At 70.8% G+C, this 17,212-nt stretch carries 16 protein-coding genes; 8 read left to right on the top strand and 8 right to left on the bottom strand.

Translation table 11 applies throughout. The features are described from left to right. Nucleotides 1-3 precede the first annotated feature (3 nt). Entirely contained in the window at nt 4-411 is a 408-nt protein-coding gene (locus EIZ45_RS38700; protein WP_238605442.1) for a hypothetical protein, read from the bottom strand. A 44-nt stretch (nt 412-455) separates the two neighbouring features. Further along, nucleotides 456-2,798 carry a DNA translocase FtsK gene (locus tag EIZ45_RS38695; protein WP_240690917.1) on the bottom strand — a complete coding sequence of 781 codons (2,343 nt, stop codon included), beginning with the start codon at nt 2,796-2,798 and terminating at the stop codon, nt 456-458. Between EIZ45_RS38695 and EIZ45_RS47120 the strand changes: the two genes are divergently transcribed. From EIZ45_RS47120 to EIZ45_RS38670, 6 genes are all read left to right on the top strand, one after another. Next, complete coding sequence (locus tag EIZ45_RS47120; RefSeq protein WP_037812487.1) at nt 2,788-3,018, top strand: hypothetical protein; 231 nt, start codon at nt 2,788-2,790, stop codon at nt 3,016-3,018. The two genes, EIZ45_RS38695 and EIZ45_RS47120, sit on opposite strands and share 11 nt — an antisense overlap. Before the next feature lie 340 nt (nt 3,019-3,358). Continuing rightward, complete coding sequence (locus EIZ45_RS38690; RefSeq protein ID WP_134669131.1) at nt 3,359-3,778, top strand: hypothetical protein; 420 nt, start codon at nt 3,359-3,361, stop codon at nt 3,776-3,778. 133 nt (nt 3,779-3,911) lie between these two features. Next, complete coding sequence (locus EIZ45_RS38685; RefSeq protein ID WP_037812489.1) at nt 3,912-4,574, top strand: hypothetical protein; 663 nt, start codon at nt 3,912-3,914, stop codon at nt 4,572-4,574. A 123-nt stretch (nt 4,575-4,697) separates the two neighbouring features. Beyond that, nucleotides 4,698-5,507, top strand: coding sequence for a 1-acyl-sn-glycerol-3-phosphate acyltransferase (locus tag EIZ45_RS38680; protein ID WP_037812490.1), 810 nt, complete (start codon nt 4,698-4,700; stop codon nt 5,505-5,507). A 47-nt stretch (nt 5,508-5,554) separates the two neighbouring features. Beyond that, complete coding sequence (gene wrbA, locus EIZ45_RS38675) at nt 5,555-6,208, top strand: NAD(P)H:quinone oxidoreductase (protein WP_134669129.1); 654 nt, start codon at nt 5,555-5,557, stop codon at nt 6,206-6,208. A gap of 106 nt (nt 6,209-6,314) precedes the next feature. Next, nucleotides 6,315-7,259 (top strand): DMT family transporter, encoded by a 945-nt coding sequence (locus EIZ45_RS38670; protein WP_134669127.1) that lies wholly within the window; start codon nt 6,315-6,317, stop codon nt 7,257-7,259. A 211-nt stretch (nt 7,260-7,470) separates the two neighbouring features. Here EIZ45_RS38670 and EIZ45_RS38665 read toward each other — a convergent pair whose 3' ends face one another. The 6 genes from EIZ45_RS38665 to thyX form a co-directional block, all read right to left on the bottom strand. Then, a complete protein-coding gene (locus EIZ45_RS38665) occupies nt 7,471-9,060 on the bottom strand; it encodes a ribonuclease J (protein ID WP_235146553.1) in 1,590 nt (529 codons plus the stop codon). Between the two features lie 104 nt (nt 9,061-9,164). Beyond that, nucleotides 9,165-10,178: a 4-hydroxy-tetrahydrodipicolinate synthase gene (dapA, locus tag EIZ45_RS38660; RefSeq protein ID WP_051728913.1), complete on the bottom strand. Its 1,014-nt coding sequence runs from the start codon at nt 10,176-10,178 to the stop codon at nt 9,165-9,167. A gap of 112 nt (nt 10,179-10,290) precedes the next feature. Continuing rightward, nucleotides 10,291-11,793 (bottom strand): serine/threonine-protein kinase, encoded by a 1,503-nt coding sequence (locus tag EIZ45_RS38655; RefSeq protein WP_134669125.1) that lies wholly within the window; start codon nt 11,791-11,793, stop codon nt 10,291-10,293. A gap of 84 nt (nt 11,794-11,877) precedes the next feature. Next, nucleotides 11,878-13,119 carry an Nramp family divalent metal transporter gene (locus EIZ45_RS38650; protein ID WP_051728914.1) on the bottom strand — a complete coding sequence of 414 codons (1,242 nt, stop codon included), beginning with the start codon at nt 13,117-13,119 and terminating at the stop codon, nt 11,878-11,880. 194 nt (nt 13,120-13,313) lie between these two features. Further along, entirely contained in the window at nt 13,314-13,712 is a 399-nt protein-coding gene (locus EIZ45_RS38645; protein WP_037812496.1) for an ACT domain-containing protein, read from the bottom strand. A gap of 10 nt (nt 13,713-13,722) precedes the next feature. Beyond that, the gene (thyX, locus tag EIZ45_RS38640; protein WP_037812497.1) at nt 13,723-14,481 is read right to left on the bottom strand and encodes an FAD-dependent thymidylate synthase; all 759 of its coding nucleotides are present in this window, start codon (nt 14,479-14,481) and stop codon (nt 13,723-13,725) included. An 84-nt stretch (nt 14,482-14,565) separates the two neighbouring features. Between thyX and EIZ45_RS38635 the strand changes: the two genes are divergently transcribed. Together EIZ45_RS38635 and EIZ45_RS38630 are read left to right on the top strand one after the other, a co-directional pair. Continuing rightward, a complete protein-coding gene (locus tag EIZ45_RS38635; RefSeq protein WP_134669123.1) occupies nt 14,566-15,096 on the top strand; it encodes a toxin-antitoxin system HicB family antitoxin in 531 nt (176 codons plus the stop codon). Between the two features lie 377 nt (nt 15,097-15,473). Then, a complete protein-coding gene (locus EIZ45_RS38630) occupies nt 15,474-16,349 on the top strand; it encodes a DUF4097 family beta strand repeat-containing protein (RefSeq protein WP_051728925.1) in 876 nt (291 codons plus the stop codon). Nucleotides 16,350-17,212: the final 863 nt, after the last annotated feature.

Genomic DNA, 17,212 nt, shown 5'->3' with positions numbered 1-17,212 from the left:
CCGTCAGGAGAACCGCACAAGGATGTGGTTCCCCGACCCGTCCACCGCGGCCAGCTTCACCGTCGTCCCGGCGAATGTGGTCGTGTCCGGGCCCTGACGGCCGGTGTGGAGCTGGACGGACGTGTGCTCGCCGCGGCCCGGTTCGGTCAGGACCAGGGCCACCACGGCCTCCCCCGCCACGAAGCACTGCCTGCCCGGCTTGCAGCGCGAATCCGAGACCAGCTGGCGGTAGCGCACGGTCAGGTCCCGTCCGGCGACCTGCACCTCCTGGCCGGGCGTCAGCGCCACGTTTCCGCCCGGATCAGCGGCCGGCGGGCGCGACGGTGTCTGCGCGATGGCGGCCGTTCCGCCCGCGCACCCGGCCAGCGCGGCGGCCGTCCCGATACCCAGTGCGAGCTTCTTGAGGTCCATGCGCAGTGGACGGGCCGGACGCGCCGCCGGGTTGCACGCGCGGCTCAGAACTCTTCGTCCTCGCCGCCGGCGGGCGAGCCGCCCGCGTCGGAGCCGCCGCGGATCATGAACAGCACCGACTCCAGTTCCTCCGGCTTGATCAGCACGTCGCGGGCCTTCGAACCCTCCGACGGGCCGACCACGCCGCGGCTTTCCAGCAGGTCCATCAGCCGGCCGGCCTTGGCGAAGCCGACGCGGAGCTTGCGCTGCAGCATCGAGGTCGACCCGAACTGCGACGTGACGATCAGTTCGGCGGCCTGCAGCAGGACGTCGAGGTCGTCGCCGATGTCCGGGTCGATCTCCTTCTTCTCGCCCGCCTTGGCGCTGGTGACGCCCTCGTTGTAGTCCGGCTGCGCCTGTTCCTTGGCGAAGTTGACGACCGCGGCGATCTCCTCGTCGCCGACGAACGCGCCCTGGATGCGGACCGGTTTCCCGGCGCCCATCGGCAGGTAGAGCGCGTCGCCCATGCCGATCAGCTTCTCCGCGCCCGGCTGGTCGAGGATGACCCGCGAGTCGGTGAGCGACGACGTGGCGAACGCGAGCCGCGACGGCACGTTGGTCTTGATCAGGCCGGTGACGACGTCGACCGACGGCCGCTGCGTCGCGAGCACCAGGTGGATGCCCGCGGCGCGGGCCTTCTGGGTGATCCGGACGATCGCGTCCTCGACGTCGCGCGGGGCGGTCATCATCAGGTCGGCCAGCTCGTCGACGATCGCCATGATGTACGGGTACGGCTGGTACTCGCGTTCGCTGCCCGGCGGCGCGGTGATGTCGCCGGAGCGGACCTTGGCGTTGAAGTCGTCGATGTGCCTGACCCGGTTGGCCTGCATGTCCTGGTAGCGCTGCTCCATCTCCTCGACGAGCCAGGCCAGCGCGGCGGCGGCCTTCTTCGGCTGCGTGATGATGGGCGTGATCAGGTGCGGGATGCCCTCGTACGGGGTCAGCTCGACCATCTTCGGGTCGATCAGGATCATCCGGCATTCCGCGGGCGTCGACCGGGCCAGCAGCGACACCAGCATCGAGTTCACGAAGCTCGACTTACCGGAACCGGTCGAACCCGCCACCAGCAAGTGCGGCATCTTCGTGAGGTTCGCGGTGACGAACTCGCCCTCGATGTCCTTGCCGAGCCCGATCAGCATCGGGTGGTTGTCCTTGACCGTGGTCGGCGCGCGCAGCACGTCGCCGAGGCGCACCATCTCGCGGTCGGAGTTGGGCACCTCGATGCCGACCGCGGACTTGCCCGGGATCGGCGCCAGGAGGCGGACGTTGTCGGTGGCCACCGCGTAGGCGATGTTCTTGGTCAGCGCGGTGATCTTCTCGACCTTCACGCCCGGGCCGAGCTCGACCTCGTACCGGGTGACCGTCGGGCCGCGGGTGAAGCCGGTGACCTGCGCGTCGACGTTGAACTGGTCGAGGACGCCGGTGATCGCCTCGATCATCTGGTCGTTGGCCTTGCTGCGGGACTTCGGCGCGTCGCCGAGCTTCAGCAGGTCAGGCGGCGGAAGCGCGTAGTCGCCCTCGACGGTGCGGGTGACCGACAGCGCGGGTTCCGGAGCCTTTTTCGGCTTCTTCTCCGGCACGTCGGCGGGCGGCGCGACCGGCTTCGGCGGCCGGATCGGCGTGGCCGGTTCGGCGAGCGCGGCGTCGATGTCGAGCTGCTCGCCGTCCTTGTCGGCACTGGCCTGGCGGCGGCGCGACGGTTTGCGCAGCCGGACGGACTTCGGGTCGGCCTCAGGTTCGGGTTCGGGCTCGTCGTCGTGCTGACCGGCCTCGTATTCGGCCAGCTCGTGCTCGTCGAGGCCCCAGGTGCGCAGGCGGTGCGGGATGTCGCGCACCGGCGTGCCGGTGAACACGAGGACGCCGAACAGCAGCGCGAGGATCAGCAACGGCACCGCGACCCAGGTGGTGACGCCCTTGGTGAGCAGCCCGCCGGAGAACGCGCCGAGAATGCCGCCCGCGTACATGCGGCCGTCGTTGGTGTCCGGGAGCGCGGTGAAGATGTGCAGCATCCCGAGCACGGACAGCACGACCAACAGTGTGCCGATCACCATCCGCGGCCGGGTTTCCGGACTCGGTTCGGACCGCATCAACGCGACGGCGACCACGAGCAGCACCAGCGGCAGCGTCACCGCTCCCGCGCCGAGCACCGTCCGCGTGGCGATCTCGACCCCGGCCCCGATCGGCCCGGCCGCCCGCCACCAGACGCCGACCGCGGCGACGATGGCCAGCGCGATCAACCCGAGAGCAAGCCCGTCGCGCCGGTGTTCGGCCTCGAGCTCCCGCGTGCGCCCGACCGTGCGGGCCAGCGAACCGACGCCCTTGGCCACGAGGTTCCAGGTGCTGCGCACGCCGCGCCCGAACGCGCCGTTCTTGCGCCGGGGTGCCGGACGCCGGGCACTGGACGTCCGCGGCCGGGAACTCCCCCTGGTCGAACGGCCTTTCGACGACCTGCTCGACGCGGCGGCCCGAGACTTCGCCGGCGTACGCGAACTACGCGCCGGTGCCTTCCCGCCGCTTCCCGCAGTGCTCCGCTTTCTCGTCGCCGACCCAGCCATGCCTCCACGGTAACGGGCGAGGACCGATAGTCACATGTGCCACTCGCAGCGCACCCGAAACAATCGTCCCGGATCACAGTGGATCTTGTGGAAGCATCGGGGGTCTCCTGGGAAGGCGAGGTCCCTCCGTCCCCAGCCCTGCCGAGACCGTGCGCCTGCTTGCCAAACGGACCGTTTTCGCTGCGGCACCTCGGGGTACGGGGCGGTACCACTATCTCCGCAAGTCCGGCTGGGCCGGGCACACGGACCGAACCACTTCGGGGCGGGTTCTGTCGGCGAGCACTCGGTTCTTCGAGCGCGAGGACTGGATCGCCGCGGACGGTTCGGGGCGGTTGCTGGTGACGCAGGATGGGATGCCTGTGCGGCCTAGCGGCTACTTTCCGGCGGGCGGGTTGATGGGCGATTTCCTGGTGGGCCGGGATCTGCCGTCGGTGAGCGCCGAGCTGCGGCGGCGGATCAGTCCGGCTGGGGTGGTCAAGGCTTTCAGCACTGTGTGGCTTACGCAGGTGGTGACGCTCGAACTGCAGCGGTTGCTGCTCTTGTGGTTGGCGGAGCAGCCCGGGCTGGTCTTGGAGGACGCCGAGGTGCCGGGGGTTGTGGTGAGTGTCCCGGATTCGGCGCGGGCTGGGACGCGGCAGCTGGTGGTCGATTCGGAGACCGGGATGTTGCTGCAGACCCGGGACGTCGACGGGGCGACGGTGTCGGGCTGCACGAGGTGGCTGGAGTCCGGGTATTCGGATTCCACTGAGCTGCGACCGGCTGAGGTTTCCTGACCAGCGACAACCGCTCAATCCCCGCCCATGAATCCTGGTGCGCGGCCGCTCTCCTTCCGGACATTCGTGCCGTAACACCTCGCGTGATCAACGCGACCCATCGAAGCACTCTTCGACCGGGCTTGGAGCAAGCATGACCATCCGGACTCTCTTCGGCCTCGCCCTCGGCACGGCGACGCTGACAGTGCTGCTCTCCGCGTGCGGCAACAATGCGCCCGCTCCAGCGTCTCCCGCTCCGCCGGCTTCCCGTCCGGCGGCTTCCGTCCCAGCGTCGTCCCCCGCGGCCGACTCCCCTGCGCCCGCGAGCGTCGCGGCGGTGCCGACCACCAGCGCGATGGCAGCGGATACCTACTTGAAGAAATCCGTCGGGCAGGTCTGGGGCACCCGCGACCCCGGCACCGGCGAACCGCGCATCACCGCGTGGCTGACCAAAATCACCGTCGACCCGGCCTGCGACCGGCCCGGGACGCGCAAGCCGGGCATGCACACGCTGGTGCTCGACTTCACCGTCCAGATGCCCGCCGCCGGCGGCGACCCGTCCGACATCTACGCCTTCGGCAATGACGTGCTCAACGAGACCCGGTTCTCGACCCGCGGCGAGGACGGCTTCACCAACCAGGCCGAGTACAACAGTCCTTGCAAATGGCGGGTCAAGGAGCTCCCGTTCCAGTTCGCGCCCAGCAGCAAGTACACGGGTCAGCTCGTGGTCGACACCCCCAATCCGCACGGCACGCTCCTGCTCACCGCCGCCAACGGGTTCCTGAACGGCAGCCCCGGCTGGGAATGGGACTACTGACCACGAACCAAGCCCCTCCGCACGCACCCTGAGCAGCTACAACAGCATCCAAAGCCCACACCGCCCCCACCGCACCGAGAACCGCGTTGCCGCAGGTGGCTCCGCCCGTGAAATGCTCTGCTCATGTTCGCGCTCCAACAGGACGAGGCTCCGCGCCGTGCCCCCGCGATCTGGCGGACGATGCTCAACCTCGACCGAGGGCTGGTGAATCTCGTCGGGCGGCTCACGGTCACCGGGGCGGTGCCGCGGGAGCTCCGGGGGAAGCCGTTGCTCATGGCGGCCAATCACATCGGCGTGTTCGACGCCTTCGTGCTCATGGCGGCGTGCAAGCGGATCGGCATCAATCCCCGGTTCATGCTCGCCGGCGGGATTCTCGACGCGCCGGTGATCGGGCCCGCGCTCAAGGTCAGCGGGCATTTGCGCGTCGACCGGGCCAAGGCGGCGACCGCGATCGGGCAGTTCGCCGAAGCCGCGGAGGCGTTGCGGACCACTCGCGAGCCGATCGTCGTTTATCCCGAGGGACGGATCAGCCACGACCCGGGGCTGTGGCCGGAGCGCGGCAAGACCGGGGCGGCGCGGCTCGCGCTCGCCGCGGGCGTGCCGGTGATCCCGATCAGTCAGTGGGGCGCGCACGAGGCCGTCTACTGGGGCACGGAGACCGTGAACGGGCCCGCGGACCTGCTGCCGCTGGCGAAGTCCGGGTTGAGCGCGCCGTTGCGGCGGCCCCGGTTCAAGGTGCATTTCGGCGCGCCGGTGGACCTCTCCGACGTCGAGCCGGAGCGACCGGGCGCGGGCGTTCGCGCGCACGCCAAGATCATGCAGGCCATCACGGACGGCCTGGTTCCGTTGCGCCGCCACGAACCCATCCGTCCGCGCTTCTACGATCCGACCCGGCCGACCGACACGGTCAGTCCCTGGAAGCCGCAGCGCTGAGTCCGGATCGTGGGACGCCTCGCTGAGCCCGGCTAGGGTCGCGAGGTGTGAGCACCCGCATTCTGGTCGTTTACTACAGCGCCACCGGGAACACCGCTGCCCTCGCCGGCGCGCTCGCCGAGGGGGCGGGCGAAGCCGGGGCGGAGGTCCGCGTCCGCACCGTGGCCGAGACCGCGCCGCCGGAAGCGATCGCGAGCAACCGGCGCTGGCAGGCTTGGGTCGATTCCGGGCCGCACCACGAACTCGCCACCCTGGCCGATCTCGAGTGGGCGGACGGGCTCGCGCTCGGCAGCCCGACCCGGTTCGGCGGGCCCGCCGCGCAGCTGAAGTCCTTTGTGGACACCACGGGCGGCCTGTGGGCGCAAGGAAAACTGGCCGACAAGGTGGCGACGTCGTTCACCTCGGCGTCCACCGCGCACGGCGGCCTCGAAGCGACCGTGCTGGCCATCAACAACATCTTCTACCACTGGGGCGCGATCGTCCTCCCCCTCGGCTACGCCGACCCGCACCTCATGGAGTCCGGCAACCCGTACGGCGGCTCGTTCGTCTCGCGCAAATCCGCGGCGCCGGATGCCACCGCACTGCAGGCACTGCGGATTCAGGGACGGCGGCTGGCGACCATCACGACACACGTCGCGACGGGCCTGACTGTGCCGATCATTACTAATCCGACCACAGCCACGGCCGAATGGCTTTCGTAGCAACGGTTACGTGCCGCGGTCGGGGTCGGCCTACTTTTGGTCGGATTAGTAAAACCGGGGAATAACTCAGTTTCGCTCGGTCGTCCCGCTCCGTAATGTCGCGCGCGTGACCACCGAACTCCCCGTCCTGGAACAACCCCGGGTGATCCACCGCGGCCGCGGGCTGTCGCTCGTCCTGCTCGCCGCGGTCTTCTTCAGCACCTCCGGGACGCTCGCGAAACCGGTCATGGGCGCGGGCATGACGCCGGAACAGGTGGCGGTGCTGCGGATCGGGACGGCGGGGGTCCTGCTGCTGATCGGCACCGCGCTGTTCGCGCCGCACACGTTGCGCGTCCGGCGCGGGGAATGGCCGATGCTGCTGGCGTACGGGGCGCTCGGCGTGGCCGGTACGCAGCTGCTGTATTTCATTGCCGCGCAACGGATCCCGGTCGGCATCGCGATCCTGCTGGAGTTCCTGTCGCCGGTGCTGATCGCGTTGTGGGTGCGCGTGGTGCGCAAGAAGCGGCTGCCGCGCATGCTGTGGTTCGGGATGGCGGTCGCGATGGTCGGACTGGCGCTGGTCGCGCAGGTCTGGCAAGGGCTGCGGCTCGACGCGATCGGGCTGCTGGCCGGCCTCGGCGCGGCGCTCTGTTCGGCCGGGTACTTCCTGCTCGGCGAACGCGCGGTGGCCGACCGCGAACCGCTCGGGCTGGTCACCTGGGGCATGGTGATCGGCGGGGTGCTCGTGAGCGTCGCCGCGCCGCCATGGACGCTGCCGCTGGGGATGGCGGGCCAGACCGTCCCCTTCGGAGCGTGGACCCCGCCGCTGTGGCTGCTGCTGCTCGGCCTGGTGATCCTCTCGACGGCGATCCCGTACGTCGCGGGGATCTCCGCGCTGCGCCACCTACCCGCCTCGGTGGCGAGCGTGGTCGGGCTGCTCGAACCCGTCGCGGCCGCGGCGTTCGCGTGGGCGTTGCTCGGCGAAGCCCTCGCCTGGCCGCAAGCGGTCGGCGCCGCGCTGCTGCTCGGCGGCGCCTACCTGGTCCAACGACAAACCGCCGAAGTCGCCTGACTCCCTCTCCGGACGGAGACGGGAACCAACCTCGCGCGGGATGTGTCCTATCCGCGGGCCCGCCACACTGGAGCGAGCCGCACGAGACACCTGGGGGATCTCATGGACCACCGACCGAGCCGGGCCGAACAGCGCAGAGCCCGCAACGCGCTCGCCCGCCAGGCAGCGATCGTCGTGATGGCGTTGCTGCTGGCGGGCGCGCGGCGCTGAATCAGACCGGGATGACCGTCGGCACGATCATCGGCCGCCTGCGGTAGGTGTCGGCGACCCACCGGCCGACGACCCGGCGCACGGCCTGCGCGATGCGGTGGGTGTCGGTGATGCCCTCGGCTTCGGTCCGCGCCAGCTCCATCTCCACGAGCGGCACGACGGCGTGCAGGGCCTTCGGGTCGTCGGAGAAGCCGCGGCCGGAGATCGTCGGGCTGCTGACCGCGCGGCCGGTGTTCGAGTCGATCACCACGGTGATCGCGATGAACCCGCCCTCGCCGAGCACCAGCCGGTCGGACAGGGTCGACTCGCCGACGTCGCCGACGGACAGCCCGTCCACGTACACGTGCCCGACCTCGACGCGGCCGGTGCGCGAGGCCTTGCCGTCGACCAGGTCCACGACCACGCCGTCCTCGGCGATCACCACGTTGTCCGGCGCGACGCCGGTGCGGATCGCGAGCTCTCCGTTGGCGCGCAAGTGTTTCCACTCGCCGTGCACCGGCATGACGTTGCTCGGCCGGACCGCGTTGTACAGGTACAGCAGCTCGCCCGCGGACGCGTGGCCGGACACGTGCACCTTCGCGTTGCCCTGGTGCACGACGTTCGCGCCGAGCCGGGTCAGGCCGTTCACGACGCCGAACACCGCGGTCTCGTTGCCCGGGATCATCGAGCTGGCCAGCACGACGGTGTCGCCCGCGCGGATGGAGATCTGCCGGTGCTCGCCGCGGGCCATCCGCGACAGCGCCGACAGCGGCTCGCCCTGCGAACCGGTCGACACGAACAGCACCTTGCTCTCGGGCAGGTTGCTCGCCTGGTCCAGGTCCACGAGCAGGCCTTCCGGCACGTTCAGCAGGCCCAGTTCGGCCGCGATGCCCATGTTCCGGACCATCGACCGGCCCACGAACGCCACCCGGCGGCCGTGCCGGACGGCGGCGTCCAGCACCTGCTGCACGCGGTGCACGTGGCTCGCGAAGCAGGCGACGATGACGCGCTGGTCCACGCGCCGGACGACGTCGTCGAGCACCGGGCCGATGTCGCGCTCGGGCATGACGAACCCGGGCACCTCGGCGTTGGTCGAGTCCACGCAGAACAGGTCCACGCCCTCGTCGCCGAGCCGCGAGAAGCCCGCGAGGTCGGTGAGCCTGCCGTCGAGCGGCAATTGGTCGAGCTTGATGTCGCCGGTGTGCAGCACGACGCCGGCCGGCGTGCGGATGGCGACCGCGAGCGCGTCCGGGATCGAGTGGTTCACCGCGAAGAACTCGAGGTCGAACGCGCCGACCTTGCGCTTCTCCCCCTCGCGCACCTCGATCAGCTTCGGCCGCTGGCGGTGCTCCTTGGCCTTGGCCGCGAGCAGCGCGTTGGTGAAGCGCGAACCGTAGATCGGGACGTCCGGGCGCAGCCGGAGCAGGAACGGGACGGCACCGATGTGGTCCTCGTGCCCGTGGGTGAGCACGAGGCCGTCGATGTCGTCGAGCCGGTCCTCGATCGCGCGGAAGTCCGGCAGGATCAGGTCGACGCCCGGCTGGTCGTCCTCGGGGAAGAGGACGCCGCAGTCGACGATCAGGAGCCTGCCGTCGTATTCGAAGACGGTCATGTTGCGCCCGACCTCGCCGATGCCGCCGAGCGCGACGACGCGCAGGGCTCCCTCGGGAAGGGCGGGCGGGAGGTGCGTCGGGCCGGGTCCGGCGGGAAGTGAGGTCACCGGGGCATTGTCCCAACGCTGGTGTGCGAGGTGGGGGCGGTGTAGGCCGCCTGCGAATCTGCTTGTGCCACCCGTGCACCATGCCAGTCCGAGGCCGCGCTGTCCTCCAGCGGCACGCCGCCCTGGGCGAGATCGGCCGCGATCTGCTCGAACTGGTCGTCGAACGGGGCGACGATCGGCAGCCGCGGGTCGCCGATGTCGAACCCGCGCAGCCGCAGCGAAGCCTTGCTGAACGCCACGCCGCCGACCCGCGACATCGCCCGCAGCACCGGCAGCATCGCGCGGTGGTTCGTGCGCGCGGTGGACGTGTCGCCTGCCTCGTAGGCCTCGATCATCGCGCGGATCCGGCCCGCCACGACGTGCCCGATCACGCTGACCACGCCGACCGCGCCGACCGACAGCCACGGCAGGTTCAGGCCGTCGTCGCCGGAGTAGTAGGCGAGGTGGGTGTTCGCGATGACCTCGGAGCCGGCGATCAGGTCGCCCTTCGCGTCCTTGACCGCGACGATCCGCGGGTGCTCGGCCAGCCGCTGCAGCGTGTCGACCTCGATCGGCACGATCGAGCGCGGCGGGATGTCGTAGAGCATGACCGGCAGCTCGGTCGAGTCGGCGACCGTCGTGAAGTGCGCGTACAGCCCGGCCTGGCTCGGCCGCGAGTAGTAGGGCGTGACGACGAGCAGGCCGTGCGCGCCCGCCTCGGCGGCGGCTTGCGCCTGCTCGATGCTGTGCGCGGTGTTGTTGGTGCCCGCCCCCGCGACGACGGTCGCGCGGTCGCCGACCGCCTCGACGACGGCGCGGACCAGGGCGGCCTTCTCCTCGTCGGAGGTGGTCGGGCTCTCGCCGGTGGTGCCGTTGACGACGAGGCCGTCGTTGCCGAGGTCCACGAGGTACTCGGCCAGTTCCTGGGCCCGCTTCACGTCCAGCGCCCCGGCTCGGTCGAAGGGGGTCGCCATCGCGGTGAGCACGCGGCCGAACGGACGTCCGGGCGCGGCGGCAGGTGAGGTGGACATGGCCACGACGGTACCTCGTCGGAGCGCCGAACCCGGCCTCGACCTGGTGTGCCACCGGCAACTTCGGAGAATTTCCGCCGCCGCGCCGCTCGCGGCGGAACTTCTCGCGCGGCTACTTGACCTTGGCGGTGATCTGCGCCGGGATCTGGTCGTTGTTGGCCCGCGACAGGACGCAGTAGATCTTGCGGTTCGGGCCGCTGCTGCTGTCGCTGTCCGGCTGGACCTGCCACCCCTGCTGGGTCGGCACGATCGCCCGGTACGACAGCCCGGCGCGCTGCTGCTGCGGCACCACCGAGGAGTGGAACGTCGCCGCGCAGCGGGCCTCGGCGGCCCGGCTGATGTCCTCCAGGCCGGGATACGGGGCGACCGTCGCGTCGTCGTTGCTCCAGTTCTCCAGCGGCAGCGGGTCGGCCGCGTCGTAGACCTCGAGCGTGTGGTTCTTCTTGCAGTCGACGTTGTTGTCCGAGCTGATCACCACGCCCGGCTGGACGACCGCGTTGTAGCAGATCTCGTACGAGGAGAACTTGGCTTTGAGATAGCCGTCCGGACCGTAGGTGACCGTCTCGGCCTGCTGCTCGTCCTTCTTCGGCGACCACACCGGTTTGCCGAGGAAGAACCCGCCGACCAGCGCGGCGATCACCAGCACCGCAACAGCGCCCGCCCACAGGCCGCGCCTGCTCTTGCCGTCCGGCTTCGCCGCCAGCCGGGTCGGCTGCCCGCCGACGCGGGTCTCCTGCTGCGGCATCACCGCGGTGGCCGGACGCTGCTGCGGACCGGTGGCGTGGGCGAGCTGCGCCCGCGCCTGCGCCGCGGTGAGCCGGGCTTCCGGGTTCGCCACCAGCAGGCCGAGGATGACCGCGCCGAGCGGCCCCTGCACGCGGGTCAGGTACGGCACTTCGGTCATGATCGCGTGCAACGTGGCGGCCGTGGTGGGCCGTTCGAACGCGACGATCCCCTCGACCGCGAAGTACAGCGTCGCGCCGAGCGACCACAGGTCCGATTCCGGCATCGCTTCGCGGCCCTCGACCCGCTCCGGGGCCATGAACGCGGGCGAGCCGACGATCATCCCGCTCGTGGTGAGCCGCGGGTCGTCGATGGCGTGCGCGATGCCGAAGTCGGTGAGCTTCACCCGGCCGTCCGGCGCGACCATGATGTTGGCCGGCTTGACGTCGCGGTGCACGATCCCGGCGGCGTGCGCGGCCTGCAGCGCCGACAGCACCCGCTCCCCGATCACCGCCGCCTGCTGCTCGGGCATCGGGCCGTGCGTGCGCACCAGGTCGGCGAGCGTGGGCGCCTCGACCAGTTCCATCACGATCCAGGTGGTGCCCTGGTCGGTGACCACGTCGTAGACCGTGACGACGGCCGGGTCGTTGAGCCGCCCGCCCGCGCGCACTTCGCGCAGGATCCGCTCCGAGAACACCGCGGCGCCTTCTGCTTCGGGCAGCCGCAGCTCCTTGATCGCGACCTGCCGCCCGATCACCTGGTCCTGCGCGCGCCACACGATGCCCATGCCGCCGCGGCCCAGTTCGCCGAGCAGCAGGTAGCGGCCGGCCACCACGCGGCCGGCGGGGGCCGTGCGGTTCGGGTCGTGCGGGCGGGTCTGTTCGTCGGTCACGGGGTCGGGCTCCTCGGTCGGCTTCGCGCAGATGCTAGTCCGACCGTCCGGCAGCCTTGCCGGTTCCGTCCGGTTAGGACGGCGTCAGCCGGTGAAGGTGAGCACGATCAGCACGACGTTGAGCAGGATGATCACCGCCGCGATGACGGCGGCGAGCACCGTGGTGGTCCGGCGGTTGACGTCCGTGCCCATGAGTCCGCGGTCGGCGGTGAGCCGGATCAGCGGCACGAGCGCGAACGGGATGCCGAACGACAGCACCACCTGCGAAACCACCAGCGCGGCACTCGGATCGGCGCCCAGCGCCAGCACGACGATCGCCGGAGTGAGCGTGACGAGCCGCCGCACCACGATCGGAATCCTCTTGCGCAGCAAGCCTTGCATGATCATCGCGCCCGCGTACGCGCCGACCGACGTGGACGCCAGCCCGGACGCGAGCAGCCCGATCGCGAACAGCAGCGCGACCCCCGGCCCGAGCGCGGCGGCGACCGCGCCGTGTGCGCCTTCGATGGTGTCAACGCCTTGCTGGCCTTGGAGATTCGTCGCGGCCACGAGCAGCATGCCGAGGTTCACCGCGCCGGCGAGCAGCATCGCGAACCCGACGTCGTAGCGGGTCGCCCGCAGCAGCCGCCTGCGCCGTTCGGGTTCCGGTTTGCCGTGCCGGTCGCGGACCAGTCCGGAGTGGAGGTACACCGCGTGCGGCATCACCGTCGCACCCAGCATCGCGGCCGCGATCAGCACGCTGTCGCCGCCGCTGAAACGAGGGATCAGGCCGTTCGCGATCCCGGCGGCCGACGGCGATTCGACGAACAAGCTCGCCAGGAACCCGACCGCGATCACCACCAGCAGGCCGGTCACGACGCGTTCGAACGGGCGCTGTCCGCCGCGGTCCTGCACCGCGAGCAGGACCAGCGACACGAGTCCGGTGATGAGCCCGCCCGCGACCAGCGGGAGTCCGAAAAGGAGGTTGAGCGCGATCGCGCCGCCGACGACCTCGGCCAGGTCGGTGGCGATCGCGACGATCTCCGCCTGCGCCCAGTACGCGAGCCGCGCCCGGCCGGACAGCCGGTCGCGCAGTGCCTCGGGCAGCGACTGGCCGGTGACGAGACCGAGCTTCGCCGACAGGTACTGCACCAGCACAGCCATCAGGTTCGCCGCGACAATGACCCACACCAGCAGGTAGCCGTAGCGCGCCCCGGCGCTGACGTTGGCCGCCACGTTGCCCGGGTCGACGTAGGCGATCGCGGCGACGAACGCCGGTCCGAGCAGCGCCCAGCCGGCGCGCAGCCGGGCCACGCCGCGCGGACGTGCCGCTTCCGCCACCGCCATGTGCGCCACTCCCTGGTATCGGTCGCCCCAACTCGAAGTTTAGGCATGCCGAACTTTGCGGGGCAAGGGTGTGCTGCGCCACGCCGCGCCCGCCCTCGCAGACGTCGGCATCGCGCGTCGGGCGCGGCGGGACGGTCCGTGAAGGGCTCCTTGAGGGAATCAGATTCCTTCAAGGAGCCCTTCACGGACTTTCGTCAGGCAGGCAGGAGCACTTCGTGCCCGGCGTCGCGGAACGCCGCCACGGCGCGGTCGAGGTCGTCCGAGCGCACGAGGATGTGATCGGTGTCGAAGGTGGACAGCGAGAACAGCGCGACACCCGCCGCCGCCAGCTCCGAGGCGAGCGCGGAGATGATGCCGGTGAGGGTGAATTCCAGCGGCCCGCGCACGGTGAACAGCCGCCAGCCGTCCTCGATGGTGCCGCCTTCGGGCTCACGGCCGGTCGGGCAGATCACCGACAGCTCGTCGGGCGTGCGGGTGACCGACACGAGCGCGGGCTCGCCGGGTTCGAGCAGTTCGGCGGGAACGGCGGCGTCGGCGGGCAGCCGCACGACCGAGTAGGGGCCGGGGCGGAGGTCGATCGTCAGGTGTTTCATCAGTGCGTTGTCAGCCTTCCAGCACTTTCGGGCTCGAGGCGATCTCGGTGCCGTCGGGCAGGGTCGAAATCGTGAAGTCGGCGAACACGTTGGCCGCCGCCTTGTGCAGCTGCCGCAGGCATTCGATGGCCAGCGAACGGATCTCGACGTCCGCGTGCTCGGTGGCGCGCATCGCGATGAAATGCCGCCAGGCTCGGTAGTTTCCGGTGACGACGATGCGGGTTTCGGTCGCGTTCGGCAACACGGCGCGGGCCGCCTGGCGCGCTTGCTTGCGGCGCAGGGTGGCGCTGGGCGTGTCCGCGAACTTCTCCTCCAGCCCGGCGAGCAGCTCGTCGTACGCGGCCGCGCTGGCCTGCGTGGCCTTGACGAATTTCTCGTGCAGCACCGGGTCTTCGGCGATGACGTCCGGCTCGACGAACTCGGCGTCGCGCTCGGGAACGTAGCGCCGGGAGAGCTGGGAGTAGGAGAAATGCCGGTGCCGGATCAGTTCGTGGGTGAGCGAGCGGGAGATCCCGGACAGGTAGAAGGTGACCGACCCGTGCTCCAGCACGGCCAGGTGGCCGACGTCGATGACGTGCTCGAGGTACCCGGCGTTGGTCGCGGTCGCGGGATTCGGCTTCTCCCAGGACTGGTAGCAGGCGCGCCCGGCGAACTCGGCGAGCGCTTCGCCTCCGTCGGCGTCGGTGGACCAGGGCACGTCCTCGGGCGGGAAGAACTCGGTTTTCGCGATCAGCTGCACCTTGGGCGGCACCGGTCTCGCTCCCCTCATGTCGGCTCCGCCAGCCTAACCCGGCGGCACGGGTGACATCACCGCGCCTTGACGTGACGTCATTGGTGACGCCATAGTGGTGTCATGGACTTGACGCCGTATATCGCGAACCTTCGCGAAGACCTCGCGAACACGGCCTCCGCCGGGGACGAGCAGACCCGGCGGGCGGCCGCACTGCTGTCGTCTGCTCTGGAGCCGGCGGTCCGGCTGACGCTGATGAACGCGCTGGCCGACCTGGCGGCCGAGGTGACCGCCGCGCTGCCCGGCCAGGTCGTGGACGTCCGGCTCGACGGCCGGGACGTGCGCGTGGTCGTGACTGGCGGCGAGGACCGTTCTTCGTCCGCGCCTCCCCCGCCTCCCCCGCCGCCGCCCGCCCCGCCGATCGACGGCGGCGACATCTCGCGGATCACGCTGCGGCTGGTCGAGCAGATCAAGGGCCAGGCCGAACAGGCGGCCGCCGCGCAGGGGGTTTCGCTGAACACGTTCGTGGCGCAGGCCGTGCAGGGGGCGCTCGGCCAGGCGCAGCAGCACCAGCAACGGCACCAGCGCTGGCACGACAGCAGCAGCGGCGGGGGCCGCACCGAGACCAAGCTGCACGGCTGGGTCGAAGGCTAGAAGGGGGCACCACCATGGGCGAAAACCGGGAAGACCAGGGGAAGAACACCGAAGACCGGGTTGGGGAACCTGGCTTCGGGACGGGGCAAGCGGCCAGCGCCGACGCTGCTTCGACGACATCCGCCGAATCTGCCGCTCCCGCGGGCGAAACTGCGTCCGCTTCGGACAGCTCGGCGGGCGACGGCGCTTCGGAGGCGGCCAGCGAATCTGCTGCTCCGGCGGGCGAGGCTGCGTCCACTTCGGACAGTCCAGCGGGCGACGGCGCTGCGGAGGCCGCCAGCGAATCTGCTGCCCCCACGGGCGAGACTGCGTCCACTTCGGACAGTTCCGCGGACGACGCTTCGGCGAGTTCCGACAGCGCGGAACCGGGTCCGTACGTGCGACTGCAGGACTTCGAGGCGGACGGTCCGGTCGAACTGGACCTGGGCGTCACGATCGGACGGGTCGAGGTCGTGCTCGGGCGGGAGTCCGGGGTGACGGTGCGGTTGCAGCACGACGCGGGCGATCAGCCGTCGTGGGTGAACGGGGTCAGCAGCCTGCTGTCGTGGGTCGGCGAGAAGTTCGGCGACCAGTTCGGCGGCGTGCCGGAGTTCTCGGTCGCCGACGCGGTGCGCCAGGCGCGGATCGAGAAGACGGGCAACCGGGTCGTCGTGCGAGCGGCGAAGGCGTGGCAGCTGCGGAACGTCCCGGTAGCGGTGACGGTGCACGCGCCGGCCGGGTCGCACCTCGAAGTGCGCGCGGGTTCGGCGGACGTCACGGTGACCGGCGCTGCGGGCCGCGCGGACATCCTCACCGGGTCCGGCGAAGTGTCGCTGGAACGCGCGGACGGCGCGGCCACCATCCGGACGGGAACGGGAGCCGTGAAACTCGGCCCGACCCTGGCCGGACTGCAGTTGCGCAGCGGAAGCGGCTCGGTCGAAGCGGCGTCGATCGCCGGACCGGCGACGCTCGGCACCGGCACCGGAAACGTCTGGCTGGGCGCGGTCGAGGGCGACGTCATGGCCCGCACCGGAAGCGGCGACCTCTCGGTGGCCGACGCGGCGTCCGGTTCGCTCGAACTGATCACCGGCTCGGGCGAGGTGCGCGTCGGCATCCGGAGCGGAGTGCGAGCGGAAGTAGAACTGGCGTCGGCGGCCGGGCGGGTTTCGAGCGAACTGGACGTCTCGGAAACGCCGCCGGAGGGCGCGGTCGCGCTGAAAGTCCGCGCCCGCACCGGAACCGGCAACGCAGTGGTGACCCGCGCGGCGGGCTGACATCCCGTCTGCTTTGGCCTGGACACTCCACTACCCCGAGTGCGCCGAGCAGACGGATGCAAGGGGGAGGCGGCGGGCCGCACCGGAGGCATCCCGGGCGGCCCGCCGCTTCGTGCTGCACGGGGTTTTCCTGGCGGGGCAAGGTGTTTCTGGCGGTGATGGGCTGGATGCGGGGTGCCGCAATGGGTTCGGGACGGGTCAGGGTTGTCCTGCGGGCGCGAGGCCTGCTTCATTTAGCCGGGCACAAGCTCCGTGCTGGTCCCGGCCTGCGAGTCCTCCGCCCTCGCCGAGAGCTCTTTCCCGCAACTGCCCGCTCGCTTCCCGCCCAGCCGAACGCGCTGCCCGCACCTGACGGCTGCCGAGAACTTCCGCACGCCACGCCACGCGACGCCGCAGCCGCCGGAGACTTCCACTCGCCGCACCACCACCGCCGGAAACGTCCGCGCGCCGCACCACCGCTGCCGGAGACTTCCGCGCGCCACGCCACCGCAGCCAGAAACGTCCGCGCGCCACGCCACGGCAGCCAGAAACGTCCGCGCGCCACACCACCGCCGCCGGGAACTCCAGCACGCCACAGCCACCGCGAACCTACGCATGCCACGCCACAGCCACCGCGAACCTACGCATGCCACGCCACAGCCACCGCGAACCTACGCATGCCACGCCACAGCCACCGCGAACCTCCGCGCGCCACACCACAACCGCCGGGACCTCACCATGCCAAGCACAGCGGTCACGGCGAACACTTCCGCACCCGCCAATCCCACCCGCTGCGGCAATGACTTCCGCGGCCGTCGTGAGTGGCGATTCCGGTCAGAACCGGCTGTCCTGTCTCAGGACCTCACGGACAGGTGTGTCTCAGG

It is taken from the genome of Amycolatopsis sp. CFH S0740, from assembly GCF_004522315.1.
Classification (GTDB): Bacteria; Actinomycetota; Actinomycetes; order Mycobacteriales; family Pseudonocardiaceae; genus Amycolatopsis; species Amycolatopsis nivea.
Note: the sequence above shows the minus strand (reverse complement) of the source record. Positions and strands in the feature narration are given on the sequence as shown.

What these genes read in the sequence shown, in the direction of transcription:
- EIZ45_RS38700 (WP_238605442.1), bottom strand. Translation starts at nt 411, where the DNA reads ATGGACCTCAAGAAGCTCGCACTGGGTATCGGGACGGCCGCCGCGCTG.
- EIZ45_RS38690 (WP_134669131.1), top strand. Translation starts at nt 3,359, where the DNA reads ATGCCTGTGCGGCCTAGCGGCTACTTTCCGGCGGGCGGGTTGATGGGC.
- EIZ45_RS38685 (WP_037812489.1), top strand. Translation starts at nt 3,912, where the DNA reads ATGACCATCCGGACTCTCTTCGGCCTCGCCCTCGGCACGGCGACGCTG.
- EIZ45_RS38680 (WP_037812490.1), top strand. Translation starts at nt 4,698, where the DNA reads ATGTTCGCGCTCCAACAGGACGAGGCTCCGCGCCGTGCCCCCGCGATC.
- EIZ45_RS38665 (WP_235146553.1), bottom strand. Translation starts at nt 9,060, where the DNA reads ATGACCGTCTTCGAATACGACGGCAGGCTCCTGATCGTCGACTGCGGC.
- dapA (WP_051728913.1), bottom strand. Translation starts at nt 10,178, where the DNA reads ATGTCCACCTCACCTGCCGCCGCGCCCGGACGTCCGTTCGGCCGCGTG.
- EIZ45_RS38650 (WP_051728914.1), bottom strand. Translation starts at nt 13,119, where the DNA reads ATGGCGGTGGCGGAAGCGGCACGTCCGCGCGGCGTGGCCCGGCTGCGC.
- EIZ45_RS38645 (WP_037812496.1), bottom strand. Translation starts at nt 13,712, where the DNA reads ATGAAACACCTGACGATCGACCTCCGCCCCGGCCCCTACTCGGTCGTG.
- thyX (WP_037812497.1), bottom strand. Translation starts at nt 14,481, where the DNA reads ATGAGGGGAGCGAGACCGGTGCCGCCCAAGGTGCAGCTGATCGCGAAA.
- EIZ45_RS38635 (WP_134669123.1), top strand. Translation starts at nt 14,566, where the DNA reads ATGGACTTGACGCCGTATATCGCGAACCTTCGCGAAGACCTCGCGAAC.